Source organism: Xanthomarina maritima, from assembly GCF_008084905.1.
GTDB lineage: Bacteria > Bacteroidota > Bacteroidia > Flavobacteriales > Flavobacteriaceae > Xanthomarina > Xanthomarina maritima.
Window position 1 is genome coordinate 61,684 of record NZ_VSFC01000030.1, and the last position, 17,603, is coordinate 79,286.

At 30.8% G+C, this 17,603-nt stretch carries 13 protein-coding genes; 7 read left to right on the top strand and 6 right to left on the bottom strand.

Annotation, left to right across the window (positions count from 1 at the left end; all coding sequences use genetic code 11):
- The first annotated feature begins 84 nt into the window (after positions 1–84).
- Positions 85–2,370 carry a patatin-like phospholipase family protein gene (locus FVF61_RS06015; protein WP_233586715.1) on the top strand — a complete coding sequence of 762 codons (2,286 nt, stop codon included), beginning with the start codon at positions 85–87 and terminating at the stop codon, positions 2,368–2,370.
- A 14-nt stretch (positions 2,371–2,384) separates the two neighbouring features.
- On the opposite strand, the gene FVF61_RS06020 is transcribed toward FVF61_RS06015, so the two are convergent.
- Positions 2,385–3,569, bottom strand: a complete 1,185-nt coding sequence (locus FVF61_RS06020; RefSeq protein ID WP_148454378.1) for an NAD-dependent epimerase/dehydratase family protein — start codon at positions 3,567–3,569, stop codon at positions 2,385–2,387.
- A gap of 114 nt (positions 3,570–3,683) precedes the next feature.
- Here FVF61_RS06020 and FVF61_RS06025 point away from each other — a divergent pair, with 114 nt between their 5' ends.
- Complete coding sequence (locus FVF61_RS06025) at positions 3,684–4,412, top strand: SOS response-associated peptidase (RefSeq protein ID WP_148454380.1); 729 nt, start codon at positions 3,684–3,686, stop codon at positions 4,410–4,412.
- 77 nt (positions 4,413–4,489) lie between these two features.
- Here the strand turns inward: FVF61_RS06025 and FVF61_RS06030 are convergent, their stop codons facing one another.
- Positions 4,490–5,107, bottom strand: a complete 618-nt coding sequence (locus tag FVF61_RS06030; RefSeq protein WP_148454382.1) for a GAP family protein — start codon at positions 5,105–5,107, stop codon at positions 4,490–4,492.
- Positions 5,108–5,289: 182 nt separating this feature from the next.
- Between FVF61_RS06030 and FVF61_RS06035 the strand changes: the two genes are divergently transcribed.
- The 3 genes from FVF61_RS06035 to FVF61_RS06045 all read left to right on the top strand — a co-directional run bounded on the left by FVF61_RS06035 (position 5,290) and on the right by FVF61_RS06045 (position 12,696).
- On the top strand, positions 5,290–6,663 hold the full coding sequence (locus FVF61_RS06035; protein WP_148454384.1) for a LytTR family DNA-binding domain-containing protein: 1,374 nt from the start codon (positions 5,290–5,292) through the stop codon (positions 6,661–6,663).
- Positions 6,664–6,826: 163 nt separating this feature from the next.
- Positions 6,827–11,863, top strand: coding sequence for an immunoglobulin domain-containing protein (locus FVF61_RS14330; RefSeq protein WP_233586717.1), 5,037 nt, complete (start codon positions 6,827–6,829; stop codon positions 11,861–11,863).
- A gap of 32 nt (positions 11,864–11,895) precedes the next feature.
- On the top strand, positions 11,896–12,696 hold the full coding sequence (locus FVF61_RS06045) for a T9SS type A sorting domain-containing protein (RefSeq protein WP_158635187.1): 801 nt from the start codon (positions 11,896–11,898) through the stop codon (positions 12,694–12,696).
- A gap of 505 nt (positions 12,697–13,201) precedes the next feature.
- Here FVF61_RS06045 and FVF61_RS06050 read toward each other — a convergent pair.
- From FVF61_RS06050 to FVF61_RS06060, 3 genes are all read right to left on the bottom strand, one after another.
- Positions 13,202–13,966 (bottom strand): alpha/beta fold hydrolase, encoded by a 765-nt coding sequence (locus FVF61_RS06050; RefSeq protein WP_148454388.1) that lies wholly within the window; start codon positions 13,964–13,966, stop codon positions 13,202–13,204.
- 177 nt (positions 13,967–14,143) lie between these two features.
- Positions 14,144–14,869: a DUF6090 family protein gene (locus FVF61_RS06055; RefSeq protein WP_148454390.1), complete on the bottom strand. Its 726-nt coding sequence runs from the start codon at positions 14,867–14,869 to the stop codon at positions 14,144–14,146.
- The gene (locus tag FVF61_RS06060) at positions 14,862–15,608 is read right to left on the bottom strand and encodes a DUF6090 family protein (RefSeq protein WP_148454392.1); all 747 of its coding nucleotides are present in this window, start codon (positions 15,606–15,608) and stop codon (positions 14,862–14,864) included. The genes FVF61_RS06055 and FVF61_RS06060 overlap by 8 nt, the downstream gene beginning before the upstream one ends.
- A 223-nt stretch (positions 15,609–15,831) precedes the next feature.
- Here FVF61_RS06060 and FVF61_RS06065 point away from each other — a divergent pair, with 223 nt between their 5' ends.
- The gene (locus FVF61_RS06065; protein ID WP_148454394.1) at positions 15,832–16,221 is read left to right on the top strand and encodes a hypothetical protein; all 390 of its coding nucleotides are present in this window, start codon (positions 15,832–15,834) and stop codon (positions 16,219–16,221) included.
- Positions 16,222–16,267: 46 nt separating this feature from the next.
- Positions 16,268–16,993 (top strand): response regulator transcription factor, encoded by a 726-nt coding sequence (locus tag FVF61_RS14255; protein ID WP_199757279.1) that lies wholly within the window; start codon positions 16,268–16,270, stop codon positions 16,991–16,993.
- 151 nt (positions 16,994–17,144) lie between these two features.
- Here FVF61_RS14255 and FVF61_RS06075 read toward each other — a convergent pair whose 3' ends face one another.
- Complete coding sequence (locus tag FVF61_RS06075) at positions 17,145–17,354, bottom strand: hypothetical protein (RefSeq protein ID WP_148454396.1); 210 nt, start codon at positions 17,352–17,354, stop codon at positions 17,145–17,147.
- Positions 17,355–17,603 lie beyond the last annotated feature (249 nt).

Genomic DNA, 17,603 nt, shown 5'->3' on the forward strand with positions numbered 1-17,603 from the left:
CTAAAAATTAGAAGAGATAAGTGTTTTAGGAATATGGTTAATTGGAATACAAGCTGTTTAAGTGTTTTCATCTTAACTTTTTTTATGTCACTACCTGTACATGTTTTTTCTCAAGAAGTTAATAAACCAAAGGTAGCATTAGTATTAAGTGGAGGTGGAGCCAAAGGGATTGCACATATTCCTGTACTTCAAGCATTAGATAGTCTAGGGATTGTGCCAGATTTAATTGTTGGCACCAGTATGGGTAGTGTGGTAGGAGGCTTATATGCTATGGGTTATTCTGGAGATAGTATTGCAAAAATTGCAAGTCAGGCTAAATGGAGTGAACTTCTTGGTGGAGACGTTTCTTTAAAAGATGTTGGCGTAGAAGAGAAGAGCGAATTTGGACGTTATTTAGTTAGTTTAGATTTTATAAATTGGAAACCAAAAATAAAAGCCTCATTATTAAAAGATCAGAATTTAAGAGAATTTTTTTCAGTTCTAACATATCCTGTGTATAATGTTACTAATTTTGATGATTTGTCAATTTCATTTCGTGCAGTAACCACAGATTTAGTAAATGGTGAAATGCTAGTCTTAGATAAAGGTTCTTTAGCCGTAGCCATAAGAGCAAGTATGTCTATTCCAAGTATATTTCAACCAGTACCTTATAAAGAAACCTTATTGGTAGATGGTGGCATTTTGGATAATTTTCCTACAGATGTGGCAAAAGAATTAGGAGCAGATATTATTATTGGAAGTAATGTTGGAGGAGGATTAGAGCCTATAGACAAATTAGATAATATTGCAAACATATTATTTCAAACATCTATGCTAACAAGCAACCTTAAAGATCCCGAAAATAAAGCTTTATGTGATGTTCTAATAGATCATGTAGGGAATTTATCTTATTCGACAGGTGATTTTGAAAAAAGCAAGAATATTTATGAAGAAGGATTTATTGCTACAGATTATAATATGTCAGCTCTAGTTGCTTTAGCTGAAAAGTTAAAATCTTTTAAACAAAAAGAACATAAGTTACCCGAAGTAAAAGACGAATTTGTTTTCAGTAGTATTAAATATCACAACGTAAGCAAAGAAAATTTAAGCCTCTTGAAAGCTAGAATGAATCTTTCTGAAAATAAAACATACCAAATTGAAGAGCTAATAAATGCTATTGATAAAGCCATGGGAACAGAATTGTTTTATCAGATTACGTATCATGTTGAAGTTGTAGAGGGAAATAATATTTTGCATTTAAACGGTTTTGAAAAAGCTAGAAACCAATTAAGTGGTGCTTTGCATTACGATACGCAACAAGGAGTAGGTTTGGTTGTTAATTATACTGGTAGAAATATTCTAGGCTATTCTTCTAGGCTGTTAATTGGTTTAGATATTGCCGAGCAACCTAAATATAGAGTGCAATACCAACAATATGTTGGTGATACTAAGAGTTGGTGGTGGCGAGCTGAATCTTTTGGGCAAAAAACCAAACAAAATTTTTATGTAGATGGAAATAAAGGAGAAGAATTGAAAAATGCATACTATCAAATTTATGCTCAAATAAATAAAAATTTATCTTCCATTTATAATTATATTGGTTTTGATTTAACCTATGAATTTACCAAATTAAAACCTACGCTAGACCCTTCTGTTAATGACAATGTGTACGATTTAAAAAAGTACACTTATGGCAATTTAGAATTCAGTTTACATTTTCAGCATAATTCTATGAATCAAGTGTTTTTTGCCACTTCTGGCACTTATTTTAAAGCTAGATTTGGTAGAACCCTTACAAATAATGTAGATGTATCATACGAGCTTAATCCTGAAAATGATGCCAATGGCTCCACAAATGGTTTTTCTAAAATTAGCTTCTTTTTAGAAAAGAGATTTCCAATAACTAAAAAGACATCAATAATTGGAGATTTAAGCTCTGGGTTTATGTTTCTTGATGATGTAGATGCAAACGATTTATCGATTTTAGATTATGGAGTTGCTGCAAAATATTTTTTAGGAGGTAACTTAGTAAGACCTATTAGAGATGCTGTAGTGTTTCAAGGTTTGGATAATTCTGAATTAATAGCAACTCAGTTCATGAAATTAAATGTAGCAGCACAATTTAGCCCTTTAAATAATATCTATATAATACCTTATGTTAATTTAGCTTCGGTTGGATTTGGAGATTTTGACGATTATATTCAAGATGCATTTAGTCCAGAGGGTAATTGGATAAATACCACAGATACCAGCTTACTTTTCTCAGCCGGAACGACCCTTTCTTACAATTCCATCTTAGGTCCAGTAAATTTCGATATGGCTTATATTAACAACTTACAAAAGGTAAAGTTATTTTTTAGTGTAGGTCTTAAATTAAATATACCTCATTAATGGTGTAAATTATTTTAAGACATATTATTATAACTTTTCCAAGCTTCAAGAATAGATTTTTCTTTAACTAGCATAGAGTCTGGGTTTAATTCAAATTTTTGCCTTCTTTCATCTGTTAAGGCATCAGAATTCCACCAATTGTAGGTTTCTATAACAGATTCTTTTAAATTTCTTAAAGTTAATCCATTTTGTAAGGCCTTTTGGTTAACTGTTCTTGCAGAACCATAATTATTTCCTTCAGGCATAATCCATGGTACTAGTTGCGTAATTTTTTGTTTTTTTAAAAAAGTAAAATCATCTATATAGACAAGTTTTGAATCTACAGGAAAAGCTTCTTTAGCGTCAAGCACAAACTCCTTCATGGTTTGAGTGTTTTTTGGACCTACAGCATTATAAGTTCCAGCTAGTTTTTGTTCTGCCAACCTAATTGTCCATTCGGCTACATCTCTAACATCTATATATTGTACAGGATCTAATTCTTTGCCTGGAACCATAATATCTCCTCCTTTAGATAAGCGTAAAGGCCAATAAATAAATCTATCAGATGTATCACCTGGTCCCATCATATAAGTAGGTCTAATAATTATGGATCTGTCTTTGCTAAAAGCGTTAATGGTATCTGCTTCAGAATTGGCTTTCATAACACCATACCAATACTCCATCTTCATCTCTTCGTCTTCAATTCCTTCTGGTTCTGTCAATAGCAATTTAGTGTCTTCACTTATATAATCTCCCAAATACGGATAGTAAACACCAGTAGAAGAGGTGTAAACATACATATCAACCTTATCTTTTAATAAGGTGGCAGACTTTTTTGTCCATTCTGCATGATGACCTGAATTATCAATAACCACATCCCAAGTTCTGTTTTCTAAAGCTGATAAATTGGATGCTCTATCACCAATTAACTGCTCTACTTCGCTTAAAACTTTTGTATGTATGGTGGGTTTTGTTTTACCTCTGGTAAAGGTTGAAATGCTATGACCTCTAGAAATGGCATAGGCTATTTGATGTGGTCCTAAAAAGCTGGTGCCACCTAATATCAAGATGTTTAAGCCTTTTTTACCGATGACATTCTGATTATTTTCTTCTTTATTTTTTGATTCGCAGGATAGCATTTGATGGCATAGAAAAGGTAGTCCGACTCCTAAAAGAGCTGTATTTTTTATAAATCTTCTTCTGGAATTCTTTGGTTTCATATGGTGTGAGTAAATAGGATAGTCTAAGATAATGAAAATGCCTAGCTCTCCATATAAATTTTATCAGTTTGTAATTAAATAGTATTTTTAGCAAGCAACTAATCAATTACATACATGTGTTTTCATACCAATGTCAGTCAGTTAACATCGAAGCTTGAAAAAAGTTTTTCTGTTGCTTTGTTTGAAGAATCCATCAGACCTTTGTTCGATACGCCTCAGTATCATTTAAACGGATTTGCTCATCCGAACATGCTTGTTATTCCTCAAGAAAGAAATACAGTGTTAGCTCCTGGAGTTTGGGGTATTGTTCCAAAACAAAAAAAGGCATCAGAAATTAAAACCTATTTTAAAGAAGCTACGGCTTTTGGTGGTGGACTAAATGCGCGTTCAGAAAAAATATTTCAACACTTTTTATATAAAGAATCTGTTTTAAACAAAAGATGCATCATACCTATATCAGGTTTTTTTGAACCTCATGAATATAACAAGAAAAAGTACCCTTTTTATATTCATAATAAAAATGAAGAACCTCTAGCTTTAGCAGGTTTGTACACAGTAATTGATACCTATATTACCTTTACTATTCTTACTAAGGAAGCTTCACCACAGCTTGCCGAAATTCATAATGTTAAAAAACGTCAACCAGTAATTTTAGCAGAAGACAATTATCAGTCTTGGCTTACAAATGAATTAAATGAGCTTCAGATTAAAGAACTTATCAATTCTGATTGTCCGGAATCTATGTTAGAATGTTATCCTGTTAGTAAGGATGTGTTTAGTCCAAAAATTGATAGTAACAATCCAAGTATCATTGATAAAGTATCATATTCTGAATTGAAATAAACAAGAATTCAAATTTAAAGCATAATCAACTAAAAAGATTTTTTTCAATTCTTACATGCCACATGGTTTTAATTATTTTAAAAGAGAATAAGATAAATAAAAATGGAAAGAGTAATAATGTTAATTACGTAGCCATGTGTATTTAACCAGGAATTTAATTGAGTCATAAGCTGATTTCCTTTTTTTCCAAAACTCAGATAGATTAATAATGGAATTGAGGCAATAAAACTAACCATACAAAAAAACGGAATAGCTTGTACTAATGTATGGCTATTTGTATTTAAAAGACTTCCAACTGTAAATTCCATAGCTATATCTCCAGGCATAAATGCAATTAACATAAATCCTATAAGAGCTATTTTTTTAAGAGAAGCATCTGTCACATTTTTCATCCATTTTGGAGGATGTGTTATTTTTTTTCTCTTAACAACTGTTTTGATTAAAACAAAAAACAAAATACAAGCAAGAACATATTTAATAATAGGCTCTCCATGAGATGATAATTCGTGAAAATGTGTTGTATATATCACAAAATAATAGATATAGGTTGTTAAAACAATAGTTGCAGTAACAGATAAAATATAAGCCAAAGAACTTTTTATTGGGTCTTTTCTTGTAATAAGTAGCATTGGCACTAAAATTTGTGGACCAAGCATAACGGTTAGGGCTAATGGTATGTATGTGGATTCGGACATAAATATTAAAAAGAGTTGTTCATGTTCAAGTACTAAAATTTAAACAATTTACATTCTTTATTTGAGTTTAACCTTTAATTTGTAAATGAATTATTTATTAGATTTTTAAAACAGAATTTAATAGATTGTTTATTAAAACCAATTGCTATATATTCGTTAAACCATAAATAGCCTAATGCCTAATGAACAAAACTACATTACTTCAAGTTTTAAGTTTTCTTATATTTATTTTTAATTTTTCTGGATATGCACAATCTGAGCTTTTAAATGATAAAGAAATTATTAGATTAACCAATCTTTTAAAAAAGCATGCTAAAAATCAAGATAGTGTCACATATTATGCTAATAAATTACTAAAATATTCTGAAGAAAACAATCTGGATTATTGGAGATATAGTGCTTATGTAGCTTTAGGAAATGCTCAAAGAACCTCTAACAATACTATTGAAAGCAATAATTATTATTATAAAGCTTTGCATATTGCAGAGCAATTGTCTGATAGTCAATCACAATACATGGTCATGAATAATATTGCTTTAAACCACAAAAGTTTAATGCAATTCGATTCGGCATATTATTATTTTAAAAAACTAGACACTTATCATTCCAATCAACTTGAAGTATTGCCAGCAAGTATGGCAAAAATGAATATTGGATTATCCTTTCTGCAATTTCAAAAATTGGATAGTGCTGCATATTATTTAAACAAATCTTATACAGGATTTAAAGAAATTAATAACAAGAGGTTTATTGCTCAAAATTTATATTTATTTGCAGAACTTCAATTTCAAAAGAAAGACAATAATAAGGCTATATCATATGCCGATTCTAGCTTGAACATTGCAAAAGAGAATAAATTAGACATGTTGCTTCCAAGCAATTATATTTTATTATCACGAATTTATAGCAGCCAAGGAGATGAAGAATTAGCTAACAAGTATGCTAATCTTGCCAGAGAATCTAAACCTAGAGTTATGGATTTTTCAAAATCTGGAATTTCCGTTTTGAATGAAAATATTAAGATTAAAAAAGCAAAAGAATATGAATCGAGATTAAACGAAGTGGAAGATTCAAACCTATTTTTAAGGTCGAATTTATTTATAGCTATTCTAATAATACTTATTTTATCAGTCATAGTTTATAGGTTTTTTAAAAAGCATAAAGACACTGAAAATGACGTTAAAGAGATTCAACAAAAGCTAGAAAAAATAAAAGAATCTAAACTTGAAGATGTGACGAAAGAAGATAAAGTAATCCACTTAAAAAGTAAAGCTTCTATCAATTCTTCTAACATTTTATATATAAAATCTGATGGACATTATGTTGAGTATTATCTGGATGCAAAAAGGAATCCTGAAATAGATAGAAACACCATGATTGAAGTTGAAAAATCATTGCCTTCTAATTCGTTTATACGTATTCACAAATCTTACATTGTAAACATAAATAGAATTAAAATAATCAATTCTAATAAAGTCATGTTAGACAATGGAGAGTGGATTAATCTGTCTAGAGTTTATAAACAAGATTTAAAAGACATCCTAAATAAAGAGTAATCTTTTGCATTTTATTTAAAATAGGATGTATGTTGTGAACAGAAACATGTCGTTCGTGACAAAAACTTCCTATTCTTATTAGTATTCCTTAGTTTTCGTAATGCTATTAATCAAATGCTGAATTTATATTTATATAAATTCTCATTTTCTAACTATAACAATTATGACCTATTTGTTAAAGAATAGACTTCCATTTGTATGGATGTCCTTATTTTTTATTCTATGTAATTTTCAGCAAAACACCTTTGCCCAAACCGTTTCTATTCCAGACATAAATTTCGAACAAGCTTTAATCGATTTAGGTTATGATACCAATGGATTAAATGGAAATATTTTAGAAACGGATGCTCTTGCAGTAACACAGCTTTATGTAAACGACCCATTAACAAATGCTAACTTACCTAATGTTAATGGGCTTATTACAGATTTAACAGGAATAGAAGGCTTTACTAATTTGACACGTTTAGTGGCTTCTGATAATAGTTTAACTAATATTAATGTCACTCAAAATGCAGCTTTAGAGTGGTTGTATTTAGGAAATAATCAGTTGTCAACTATTGACATTTCAAACAATTTAGCCTTAACACGATTAAATATAATTGGCAATAGTTTTTCAAATATCGATGTTACAAATCACATAGCTTTAACGCAATTATATATAGGTGGTAATAATTTTTCAAATATTGATGTTTCAAATAATTTAAATCTAGATAGGTTATCTGTTAATGATAATCAATTAACTAGTATAGATGTTGCTGCCAATACTTTATTAACAAGACTAGAGTTACAAAACAATCAAATTGCAGCTATAGATGTAACTAACAATACAGTACTTCAGGTATTATATTTAGAAAACAACCAATTAACATCTGTAGATGTTAGCCAGAATACCAGCCTTCTAAATTTAGCCGTTGGATTAAATCCAATAACAAGCTTAGATGTGTCGATGCTTTCACAATTACCTATTTTAACTACTGAAAATACGTTGATTAGCTCTCTAAACTTGAGTCAAAATGTTAATCTAGAACAACTTTGGATTGCAAATAATCCAAACTTGACAAGTATAGATTTGTCCAACAACCCATTATTATTTAATTTAGGGGTTTATAATACTCCTATAGAAAACTTAGAATTATCAAATAATGCCATAACAAGACTTCATGCTCAAGACATGCCTAATCTATCCAGATTAGATTTGAATAATGGCAATAATTCCAATGTAACAGAAATCTTTTTAACCAACAATCCAAGCTTAAATTGCATTCAAGTGGATGACGTAGCCTACGCTACAAACAATTGGACCAATGTAGATCCTGGAGTTTCCTTTAGTTTAGCTTGTGCTTTAGAAGTGCCTTCATTAGAAAGAAATGCTTTAATAGCTTTGTATAACAGTACCGACGGACCAAATTGGACTGATAACACCAACTGGAATACAGCCGAGCCTGTGTCTACATGGGCTGGAATTACTGTTGTTAATGGACATGTAACCAGAATAGACAAAAATAGAGGAAACCTAGTAGGTACCTTACCAGTAGAATTACAAAATTTACATTATCTGGAGCATTTTCAACTTTCTAGAAATAATCTTTCAGGTACAATACCAGACCTTACTGGTTTAACTAATTTAAATTTCTTTAATATTAATCTCAACGGTTTTCAATTCGCAGATTTTGAAAATGAATATGCTACCTACACTGCGAATATTGCATTTTTTGGTGCTGCACTTATGAACCCTATTGTTAGCGAAATAGATATCGACTTAGTGGTAGGAAATAACTATAACTTAACCATGCCTGCTGTTAGTGGAACAGGGGTTACTTACCAATGGTTTAAAAATAATGAACCTATTGTTGGTGAAACGGGTTTAACCTATACCATTGCAAATGCTCAGGAAGCTGATGCAGGAAACTATACTTGTAAAGCTTCGAGTTCTATTATTACAGAGTTAGTTATAGAAAGAGAAATCATACATATTTATCGCGAATTATTGGCTTCAGATAGAGCAGCACTTGTTGCCTTATACAATGCAACTAATGGAGGAAGCTGGAACACTAACACCAACTGGAATACGGCAGCTCCTGTGTACCAATGGCATGGTGTAACCGTATCAGATAATCGTGTTATTGAAATTGTATTAGAGTCTAATAATCTGGACGGAACACTACCAGCTGAAATAGGTGATTTAGATGCATTACAAAGATTAGTCCTTAACTTTAATCAAATATCAGGTAACATACCTTCAGAATTAGGTGGTTGTACCAGTTTAACCGAATTAAACTTGTGGGAAAATGATTTATCTGGAACCATTCCTTCAGAGTTAGGAAATTGTACATCCTTATTTATACTAAGTTTAGAAAACAACCAACTTACAGGTAATATTCCTGCCTCTTTTTCAAATCTAACTGCTATGGGATCCTTTTGGGTTAATGGCAATCTCTTGTCTGGAGATATTCCTGAAATTTTTTCAAACTGGTCAGAGTTGTTTTATTTCTCAATAGGAGATATTAATGGTACTGGTTCATACAATAACTTTACTGGAATACTTGATTTAAGTAATAATCCAGCTTTAGTAGGGTTGTGGGTTGAGCATAATGACCTATCAGTTTTAAATTTAAAAAATGGGAATAATGTAAATTTCAATTCAAATAATTTTAACGCAACTAACAATCCAAATTTAGACTGTATTCAGGTTGATGATGCAACTTATAGTTTTAATAACTGGACAAATAGAGATGTTCAAACTAGTTTTAGTACAGATTGTAGCAACACGACAACCATTGCCATTCCAGATGCCAATTTTGAGCAAGCCTTAATTGATTTAGGTTTTGACACCAATGGATTGAATGGTAATATTCTGGAAACAAATGCCCTTGCTGTTACACAATTGTATGTTAACGATCCAATAAACAATGTAAACTTACCCAATGTAAATTCTACTATATCCGATTTGACAGGAATAGAAGCATTTACAAATTTAACGCGTTTAGTGGCTTCTGATAATAGTTTAACTAGTATTAATGTCACTCAAAATGCAGACTTAGAGTGGTTGTATTTAGGAAATAATCAGTTGTCAACTATTGACATTTCAAACAATTTAGCCTTAACACGATTAAATATAATTGGCAATAATTTTTCAAATATCGATGTTACAAATCACACAGCTTTAACGCAATTATATATAGGGGGTAATAATTTTTCAAATATTGATGTTTCAAATAATTTAAATCTAGATAGGTTATCTGTTAATGATAATCAATTAACTAGTATAGATGTTGCTGCCAATACTTTATTAACAAGACTAGAGTTACAAAATAATCAAATAGCAACCATAGATGTGACAAACAATACAGTACTTATATTGTTATGGCTTGAAAATAATTTGTTAACGTCTGTTGATGTAAGTCAAAATACGAGTTTGGTAAACCTAGCAGTTGGAATAAACCCAATTACAAGTCTAGATATTAGTATGCTACCTCAATTGCCAACTTTAACCACAGAGGGTACTTTAATAAGCGAATTAGATTTAAGCCAGAACGTTAATCTTGAACAGCTTTGGATTGCAGACAACCCAAACTTAACGAATATCGATTTATCCAATAATCCGTTACTTTTTAATTTAGGAGTTTACAATACACCTTTGGAAAGTTTAGATTTATCAAACAACGCGATTACTAGATTATATGCTAGCGATATGCCAAATCTTTATAGATTAGACCTAGCAAATGGGAATAACACGAATGTTACAGAAATCTTTTTAACAAATAATCCAAGTTTAGAATGTGTTTCTGTAGATGATGCTGTCTATGCAACAACCAACTGGACAAATATAGATCCAACGGCTGCCTATAGTGAGGATTGTAATTCGGTTTGGACTGTTTATACTACAGATACAAATTTAGACACGGCAATTAATGCCTATTTAGGTGTTATTGATACAGATGGCGATGGAGTTATGTCTTATGAAGAAGCTGCAGCATTTACAGGAACTTTAGATTTAAGTGGTTCAGGTATAGTAGATATTACAGGTCTTGAAGCTTTTACCAGTGTTACAGAAATTAATTTATCTGGGAATTCTATTACAGATATTAGTAGTTTGATTAATGGTAACGTTGTTACTTTAACACGTTATGGTACAGAATTTAAAACTGTAGAAAGAAGAGCTTTTAATTCGTTACAGGTTTTAAATTGTAGTAATAATAACTTAACAAGTTTAGATGTAAGTGTTCTTACTACATTAATCTCTTTAAATTGTTCTAACAACCAACTTGAAATACTTAACGTTAAGAATGGCAATAATCTAAACTTTGTAAACTTTGATGCTTCTGGTAATCCAGGTCTTTATTGTGTTTTAGTAGATAATGTTTCTTACTCAAATTCCAACTGGACAGCAAAAGATGCACAAACACTTTATAGCGATACAGACTGTAAGGCCAAATTACAACCTAAAGTATTTTTACAAGGTGCCATGCTAAATCCAATTTCAGGAGAAGAAAACTTAATGAGAGATAGTCTTAGATCTCTTGGATATCTTCCAACAACAAGTCCGTATGAAGATGGTTTAACTTGCGATGTTTCTGTTTTCAATGTAACAGGAGATAACGCTATTGTAGATTGGATAGAAGTGTCTTTAAGAGATGCTTTAAATCCACAAAACATTCTTAAAACAAGATCAGCCTTATTACAACGAGATGGAGATGTAGTAGATGTAGATGGAGTTTCTGAAATAGCTTTCAATCTTTGGGCTAAAGCTTATTACATATCATTCAGCCACAGAAACCATTTGGGTATGATGTCTAATGTATCTAGTGTTTTAAATTTTGTTCCCGATGTATTTAATTTTTCCGATGGAAGCATAGCTACTTATGGCTCTAATGCGCAAACCAGTTTAGGGATGCCTAATGGTGTTTTTGGCTTGTGGACAGGAGATTCGAATATAAGTAACCAAATAAAATTTTCTGGTTCCAATAATGGTAGTAATGTGATAAAAGATTTTATTCTGGCAGACCCAGCAAATGCGTTTAATTCAACAACTTTTTCTTCAATGGGATATTTGAATATTGATATAAATATGGATGGAATTGGTAAATTTTCAGGATCTGGAAACGACAGTAATATAATTAAAGATAATGTGCTAGCACATCCAGATAATGGATTTAATTCCCCAACGTTTACAATAATATCAACAGTTCCAAATAATTAATTAAAATAAACATGACAAATAAATCACTAAACATGAAAAATATATATTTTACAGCGTTATTTTGCTTTATAGCATGCGTATCATATAGTCAAGAATATCAATTAGGAATCGTACATATTTCGGAATATAATTTCAAAATTGTAAGTATTCCAGACTTTGATTCTACAGGAAATACAGATATGTCAGATGTTGGGTTTACGTTGGTGTTACCAGCAGGAGCCATAGATGTTACCAACCATACAAGTTTATTGGCTGGACGTACCTGGAGTGCTCAAGAGTATGATGCTACATTTTTAAGTGGTTTAGGATTAGGTGATGGTACTAAAGATGTATTTCAGTTTAACATGCCTCCAGGACAAAGCATCCTTTCTCATACAAACGGACAGCATATAGATTTAGTTAGCTTCTCTATAACAAGTTCACCAGTTTCTGGAAATATGTATTTCTTATTGAATACCGATCCAATAGCAGTAGGTGCTCTTGGTGTGCTTGATAGTTTTTATAACTCGAATATTGATGGAACCACCACTCAAGATTATTTCTCAATTCCTGCACCTGAACTCAATAATTTTATGTTTAGTACCTTAAATGTTGAACAAGTTATATTAGAAGATAACACAATTACAGTGTATCCTAATCCAGTTTCAAATTATATAAACATTGCAACAACAAACCATATTCAAAAAGTAGACATTTTCGATATATTAGGTAAAAAAGTGAAACAAGAATCAAGAAGTAACAAAATTAATGTGAATCATTTACAGGCTGGAATCTACCTTGTAAAAGTGATTACAGATAAAGGACAAATCACTAAAAAAATAGTGATAGAATAATATAAAGATGCTATTAATTGGGATCAATCGTAGATTGATGTTTTTGCGCAAAATGAAAATTTTGCGCTTTTTTTTGCATCTAAGTTAGATGTTGTTTTCATGACACGCCATGTCATATAGTATGTTATGAATGCTCTTTACATTTGTACCATAAAAGTAAAAGCTAATAGTTAAGGCTTTATAAATTGGATTGAATTAGTATAGCCAAGATTGATTAATAGCAAAATAGTTTTTTTGGTTAATTGATAAGAGCCTTTCAGGAATGTAAGGCTCTTTTTTATATATTTAATTTCAGAAAAGTAAGTTCCTTGTTAAAGCTTATCTTCTGTTTCTATTAATTAAAAACCTATCTAAAAAATGCTAATAACGTTTTTGTATAAGAAACATTGCGTGGGTTTATAATTAGTTTAAAAATTTGTTTTTAGTTTGGTTTGTCGAGGACTTTCCGATAGAAAATGTTAGAAGCAATGTTTTATATTGTTGTTGGTTTTAGGTATTTTAGTTATCAGTTCTTATTTAAAAATTTAATCGTTGATTTATGTGCTTTCTTTTCCGTTACTAATTCAAAATGATTAGCACCTTTGATTTCCAAATATTCTCCATTAGGTAAAGCTTGAGCAACTTTTTGCCCTTTACCAAGCACCAAATCCATTTCACCACTAATTATCAGAGTTGGAATTTTAATTTCAGCAGCATTTTCTGCAGTTAGAGTAGAATACTTTCCAAGACTCATAGCAATCATAGATTCTCTATCTAATCCAACTTCATTTAGAAAATTCCAATACGCAGAAATATGTTTTGGTAAATGGCTTGGGAAGCTGTCATATGAAAACACTCTTGCAAAGCCTGGTAAAAGATTTTCTAGAATGTATGGAGGAATTCCAATAAGTCCATCTCCTGTTGCCATCAAAACCGCTTTTGAAAAATATTCAGGATGTTTATTTAGCAAATCAAAAGCTATTAGTGTTCCCATTGAATAACCTATTAAACATACATTGTTAAAATCTAAATGCTTAATTAAATGAATCACATCATTTGAGAAATTTGTAGTTCCATAAAAGTTTGGGTCATTGCTTTTATCACTTTTTCCATAACCGCGAAAATTGATACCGATTACTTGAAATCCGTTTTCCGTTAAGGTTTGAACCCAACCAGTTTGAACATAGTTATAGTTGAAATCAACTGCTCCTCCGTGAAGAAGTACTACTGGTTTTCCAGTACCATAAACTTCATAGCTTATTGTAACCTTATCTATTGTTAATTTTGGCATTTATCTACTTGTTTAGATGTTTGCTTTAAATAAAGTAAACGACGGTTAGTATATGAAAAGTAGGCGATTGCGAAGCAGAAAACTTTCAGTTAAGCACAAACTTTGATACGAACCAAAGCTCTTGAATTTATTGATGTTTCGCCTATTTTTTATATACATTGTTGTGCTTTCGTTTTATTATTCAAGAATTTTTGTTAATCCATTTGTTTGCTTCCTAAATCCTTTATAAATACCTTCTTGGTATTCAAATAAAAGTAAAAGATTTGCCAAGAAATTGTGTTGTAGCCTTATTTGATTAGAGTTCAAATCATACCGCCAGTTTTCGACTAAGGCGTGTTCTTTTTTTGCAAAATTGAAACTGTATAATATGTCAATCTCTTTTTTAAAATCTTTATAACTATCTAGTACAGTTTCAAGAGTTTTTTGTTCATAAACCTGGTATCTGTCTAGGTCATATATGAACTTTAAAATAGCATTTTTTTTATCGGATGAAAATAGTTTTAAATTTCCAGCTGCAACTAAATCTTGTGCTGTGAATGTAGACGTTGTGAATAAATCAAATATTGGATTAATACTGTCAAACTTTACTATTAAAGTATTTATATCTGGATTGTCAGAATTATAGTATTCAAGATAGTTTTCAGCCCTTTTTTGGACGGAATTACGGATGCTATCCATTACGTTTAATCTCAAAAGGTCTGATTTTAATTCATTTACAATATTCTCTTCATACTTCTTTATCAAATGATCCAATTTCCGACTTTCATTCCAATTGTTAATCTGTAAAGCAATTAATATCCCAATAACAACAATTATAATTTCTCCGATAGCATACTTTAAATACTTTCCAGTTTTTCTTTCTGAAAGCAAGTTTTTTCTAATTTTTCTAAAGAATTTAATCATCAAAATTATCTTTTATCTCTAAAGTTATGAGTTGATTAATGAACTTCATCTTAGACAAAAGGCTCGTTCCTTCTTCTATAATCATTACTAAAAAATTCTGCATTTCTAGTATATGGTTTCTATGCGACAAGGTCTTAGAAAGGTTAATATACATTTGGTCATATTCTTTTTTTGAAGTATCACTAAATCGAACATCGCGTTTTGGTTTTAAGTTATTTTCAAAATTATCAATATGAGTAAAGTTATAATTGAGACTAAGAATTTCTTCTTCTTGATAATCTATTAGTACATCCTTCCAGCTAGTCAATTCGTATTTTAATTCCTTATTGGTAAGTGTGTTTATATTTCCTGAATTAATAACTGAGTTTAATACACCATTTGAGGGATTATAAGTGGCGCCAGCATATCCCTTGTCGAAGAAAGCAATAATATCTTCTACGCTAGTATTTCCTGCTATAAGTAGGTTTACGTAAGTGTCAATATTCTTCTTCCCTATTCGCTTTTTATTAAGATGCTTTTCAAAAACAAGAATATTTTGTTCAATTTCAGATTTTAAATCTTTGAGCGTCTCTAATTCAACTGTGCGTTCCTTCCTGACTTCGTTCCAGTTATTTAAACTTAGTGCTATTAAAATCCCAATAACGACAAGTACTATTTCTCCAATAGCGTATTTAAAATACTTTCCAGTTTTGTTTTCCATGAGTAAGTTTTGTCGAATTTTTCTAAAGAATTTTATCATTGGTTAGCGGTTTCGGATAATGAAGCACAACTTAGGGATATGTACACCATTAAGCTTGTTCTAAAAAAAGAATACAGGACTAAGATAGGTCTTTTTAGTTAATTTTTATTTACATAGTAATACGTGTTTTTAGTTAAAAGGAGAGAGGTGAATAACTTTATTTTAGGTTTTAATATTTTAAAGGCACTTAGTTTTATTTATTATCTTTAATGAAAATACAAATATGGAAGTTCAAGAATTAATAATGTCAATAGCAAAACAGGAAGAGGCAAAAAACCATCTTAGTCAGGTTCTTGATGCATACAAGCTTATGGATTATCATAAGTTAAACTATTTATTAGATGAAGGGTATTACCAGGATATGCAAAAAACAGCCTTCATCTATAAACAAAAACAAATCTTTAATTACATGCAAAAAAAAGGAGACACCCATTTAAATCTGTCTACCAATATTTGTACGGGTTGTTTGTGTGGTAAGCCTGTTTTTGTGTTAACTGGAAATCAATCAGGATTGATATATGCAATATATGTTGAGTTTTTAAACAATGATATTGTAGATATTTTCATCTGCTCAGAACAGTCAAATTCTTCATTTGGAATGCTGCCTTTTTAATAAAACTTATCAGACGTAATTGCCTTTAGATGTACCAATTATAAATATGTCCTTCCAATTAAAAATATCTTTCCTCTTTGTATCTGTCTGTTTTTTATCTAGCTATGCTAAAGATAATGTGCCACAGCAAGAACCTGTAGATAGTGCCATCTTTTACTATAATAAAGTTATAAAACCAAATTCTAAATCAGATTTATTGCAGGCTTTCGTCTACTACAAAAATAAAAAAGACGAAAATTTAAAGCAGCTAGATACTCTAAATGCTATCTATAACCTGAGACAAATAGCTTTAATTCAAAATAAACTAGGCATGTTATATGATAGCGAAACGTCTGCTATTGAAGCTTTAAATCAAGAGTTTCCAGAATTAAAAATAATTGTATATTCTATAGAAGACCGTATTCAAAGAGTTAGAAGACTCATTAATGAACATGGTGTAAAGGGCTATGTCTGCAAGGGTAGAAGAGGCTTAATAGAGTTGTCAGAAGCGGTGAATGCCGTATTTGATAATAACCTGTATCTGTCCGATCAAGTCAATCAAGCCCTCCATAAAAAATCCAATTTAGAAATAGACGATTTCGATGTGCTCTTACTAAAACACCTATCTAATGGGCTTTCCCAAGATCAAATAAGTCTGTTGTTTAAAGAACAGAATATCTCGCCAAACAGTTTAAGCACCATAGAAAAACGTCTTAACAAACTTCGCATCCAGTTTAAAGCAAACAATGCCATCCATTTGGTTGCTATTGTAAAAGATTTAGGACTTATTTAAAAAAATTCCAATCCATTACGGATAACAGTAATAAATTAATATTCTCATGTCATAGCTTTGTCTTAAGCTATTAATTCATTTTAATTAGTGTGAGAGAGTTTAAAAGCGTACAGATACTTTGTGCGCTTTTTTTATTAACTATTTAAGGTGTTTATTGGTCGTTTTTTTCACAGATGTATTTGTCTTTTATATAAACACTTCCTTCTTTTAATGTTTTTCCAGTTATAGGATGAACTCCAAAATGATTAAAAAATTCATATTCACCAGTAATGGATTTTCCGTACCATAAGTTTGCAGTCCCATCTGCTTTAAAAAAAATATAATTACAATCCGGTTCAATTCTATGAAAATTATTCAACAAATCTTCTCGAATTGGAATAGCATTATTTTCTTCACAGCTAACTTCATGGTATCCCTATGTCAACCCCATATAACCCTCATATCAAAGCCGGTTAAATAAAGTTGTTAGTATAGCTCTAATGAAAAACTGAGAACTTAGAACCCACAACCCAGAACAGAGACCAAGATTTATAGAATTTTTTAAGGCTGCCATGACAATAGAAAAAGCTCAAACGCTGTCACTCACTACTATTTAGTTTATTAAGTATAA

Bases quoted from the DNA above. Each gene is read 5' to 3' on its own strand.
- FVF61_RS06055 (WP_148454390.1), bottom strand. From the start codon at position 14,869: ATGATTAAATTCTTTAGAAAAATTAGAAAAAACTTGCTTTCAGAAAGA.
- FVF61_RS06030 (WP_148454382.1), bottom strand. From the start codon at position 5,107: ATGTCCGAATCCACATACATACCATTAGCCCTAACCGTTATGCTTGGT.
- FVF61_RS06065 (WP_148454394.1), top strand. From the start codon at position 15,832: ATGGAAGTTCAAGAATTAATAATGTCAATAGCAAAACAGGAAGAGGCA.
- FVF61_RS06035 (WP_148454384.1), top strand. From the start codon at position 5,290: ATGAACAAAACTACATTACTTCAAGTTTTAAGTTTTCTTATATTTATT.
- FVF61_RS06050 (WP_148454388.1), bottom strand. From the start codon at position 13,966: ATGCCAAAATTAACAATAGATAAGGTTACAATAAGCTATGAAGTTTAT.
- FVF61_RS06015 (WP_233586715.1), top strand. From the start codon at position 85: ATGTCACTACCTGTACATGTTTTTTCTCAAGAAGTTAATAAACCAAAG.
- FVF61_RS06025 (WP_148454380.1), top strand. From the start codon at position 3,684: ATGTGTTTTCATACCAATGTCAGTCAGTTAACATCGAAGCTTGAAAAA.
- FVF61_RS06020 (WP_148454378.1), bottom strand. From the start codon at position 3,569: ATGAAACCAAAGAATTCCAGAAGAAGATTTATAAAAAATACAGCTCTT.
- FVF61_RS06060 (WP_148454392.1), bottom strand. From the start codon at position 15,608: ATGATAAAATTCTTTAGAAAAATTCGACAAAACTTACTCATGGAAAAC.
- FVF61_RS14255 (WP_199757279.1), top strand. From the start codon at position 16,268: ATGTCCTTCCAATTAAAAATATCTTTCCTCTTTGTATCTGTCTGTTTT.
- FVF61_RS06045 (WP_158635187.1), top strand. From the start codon at position 11,896: ATGAAAAATATATATTTTACAGCGTTATTTTGCTTTATAGCATGCGTA.
- FVF61_RS14330 (WP_233586717.1), top strand. From the start codon at position 6,827: ATGACCTATTTGTTAAAGAATAGACTTCCATTTGTATGGATGTCCTTA.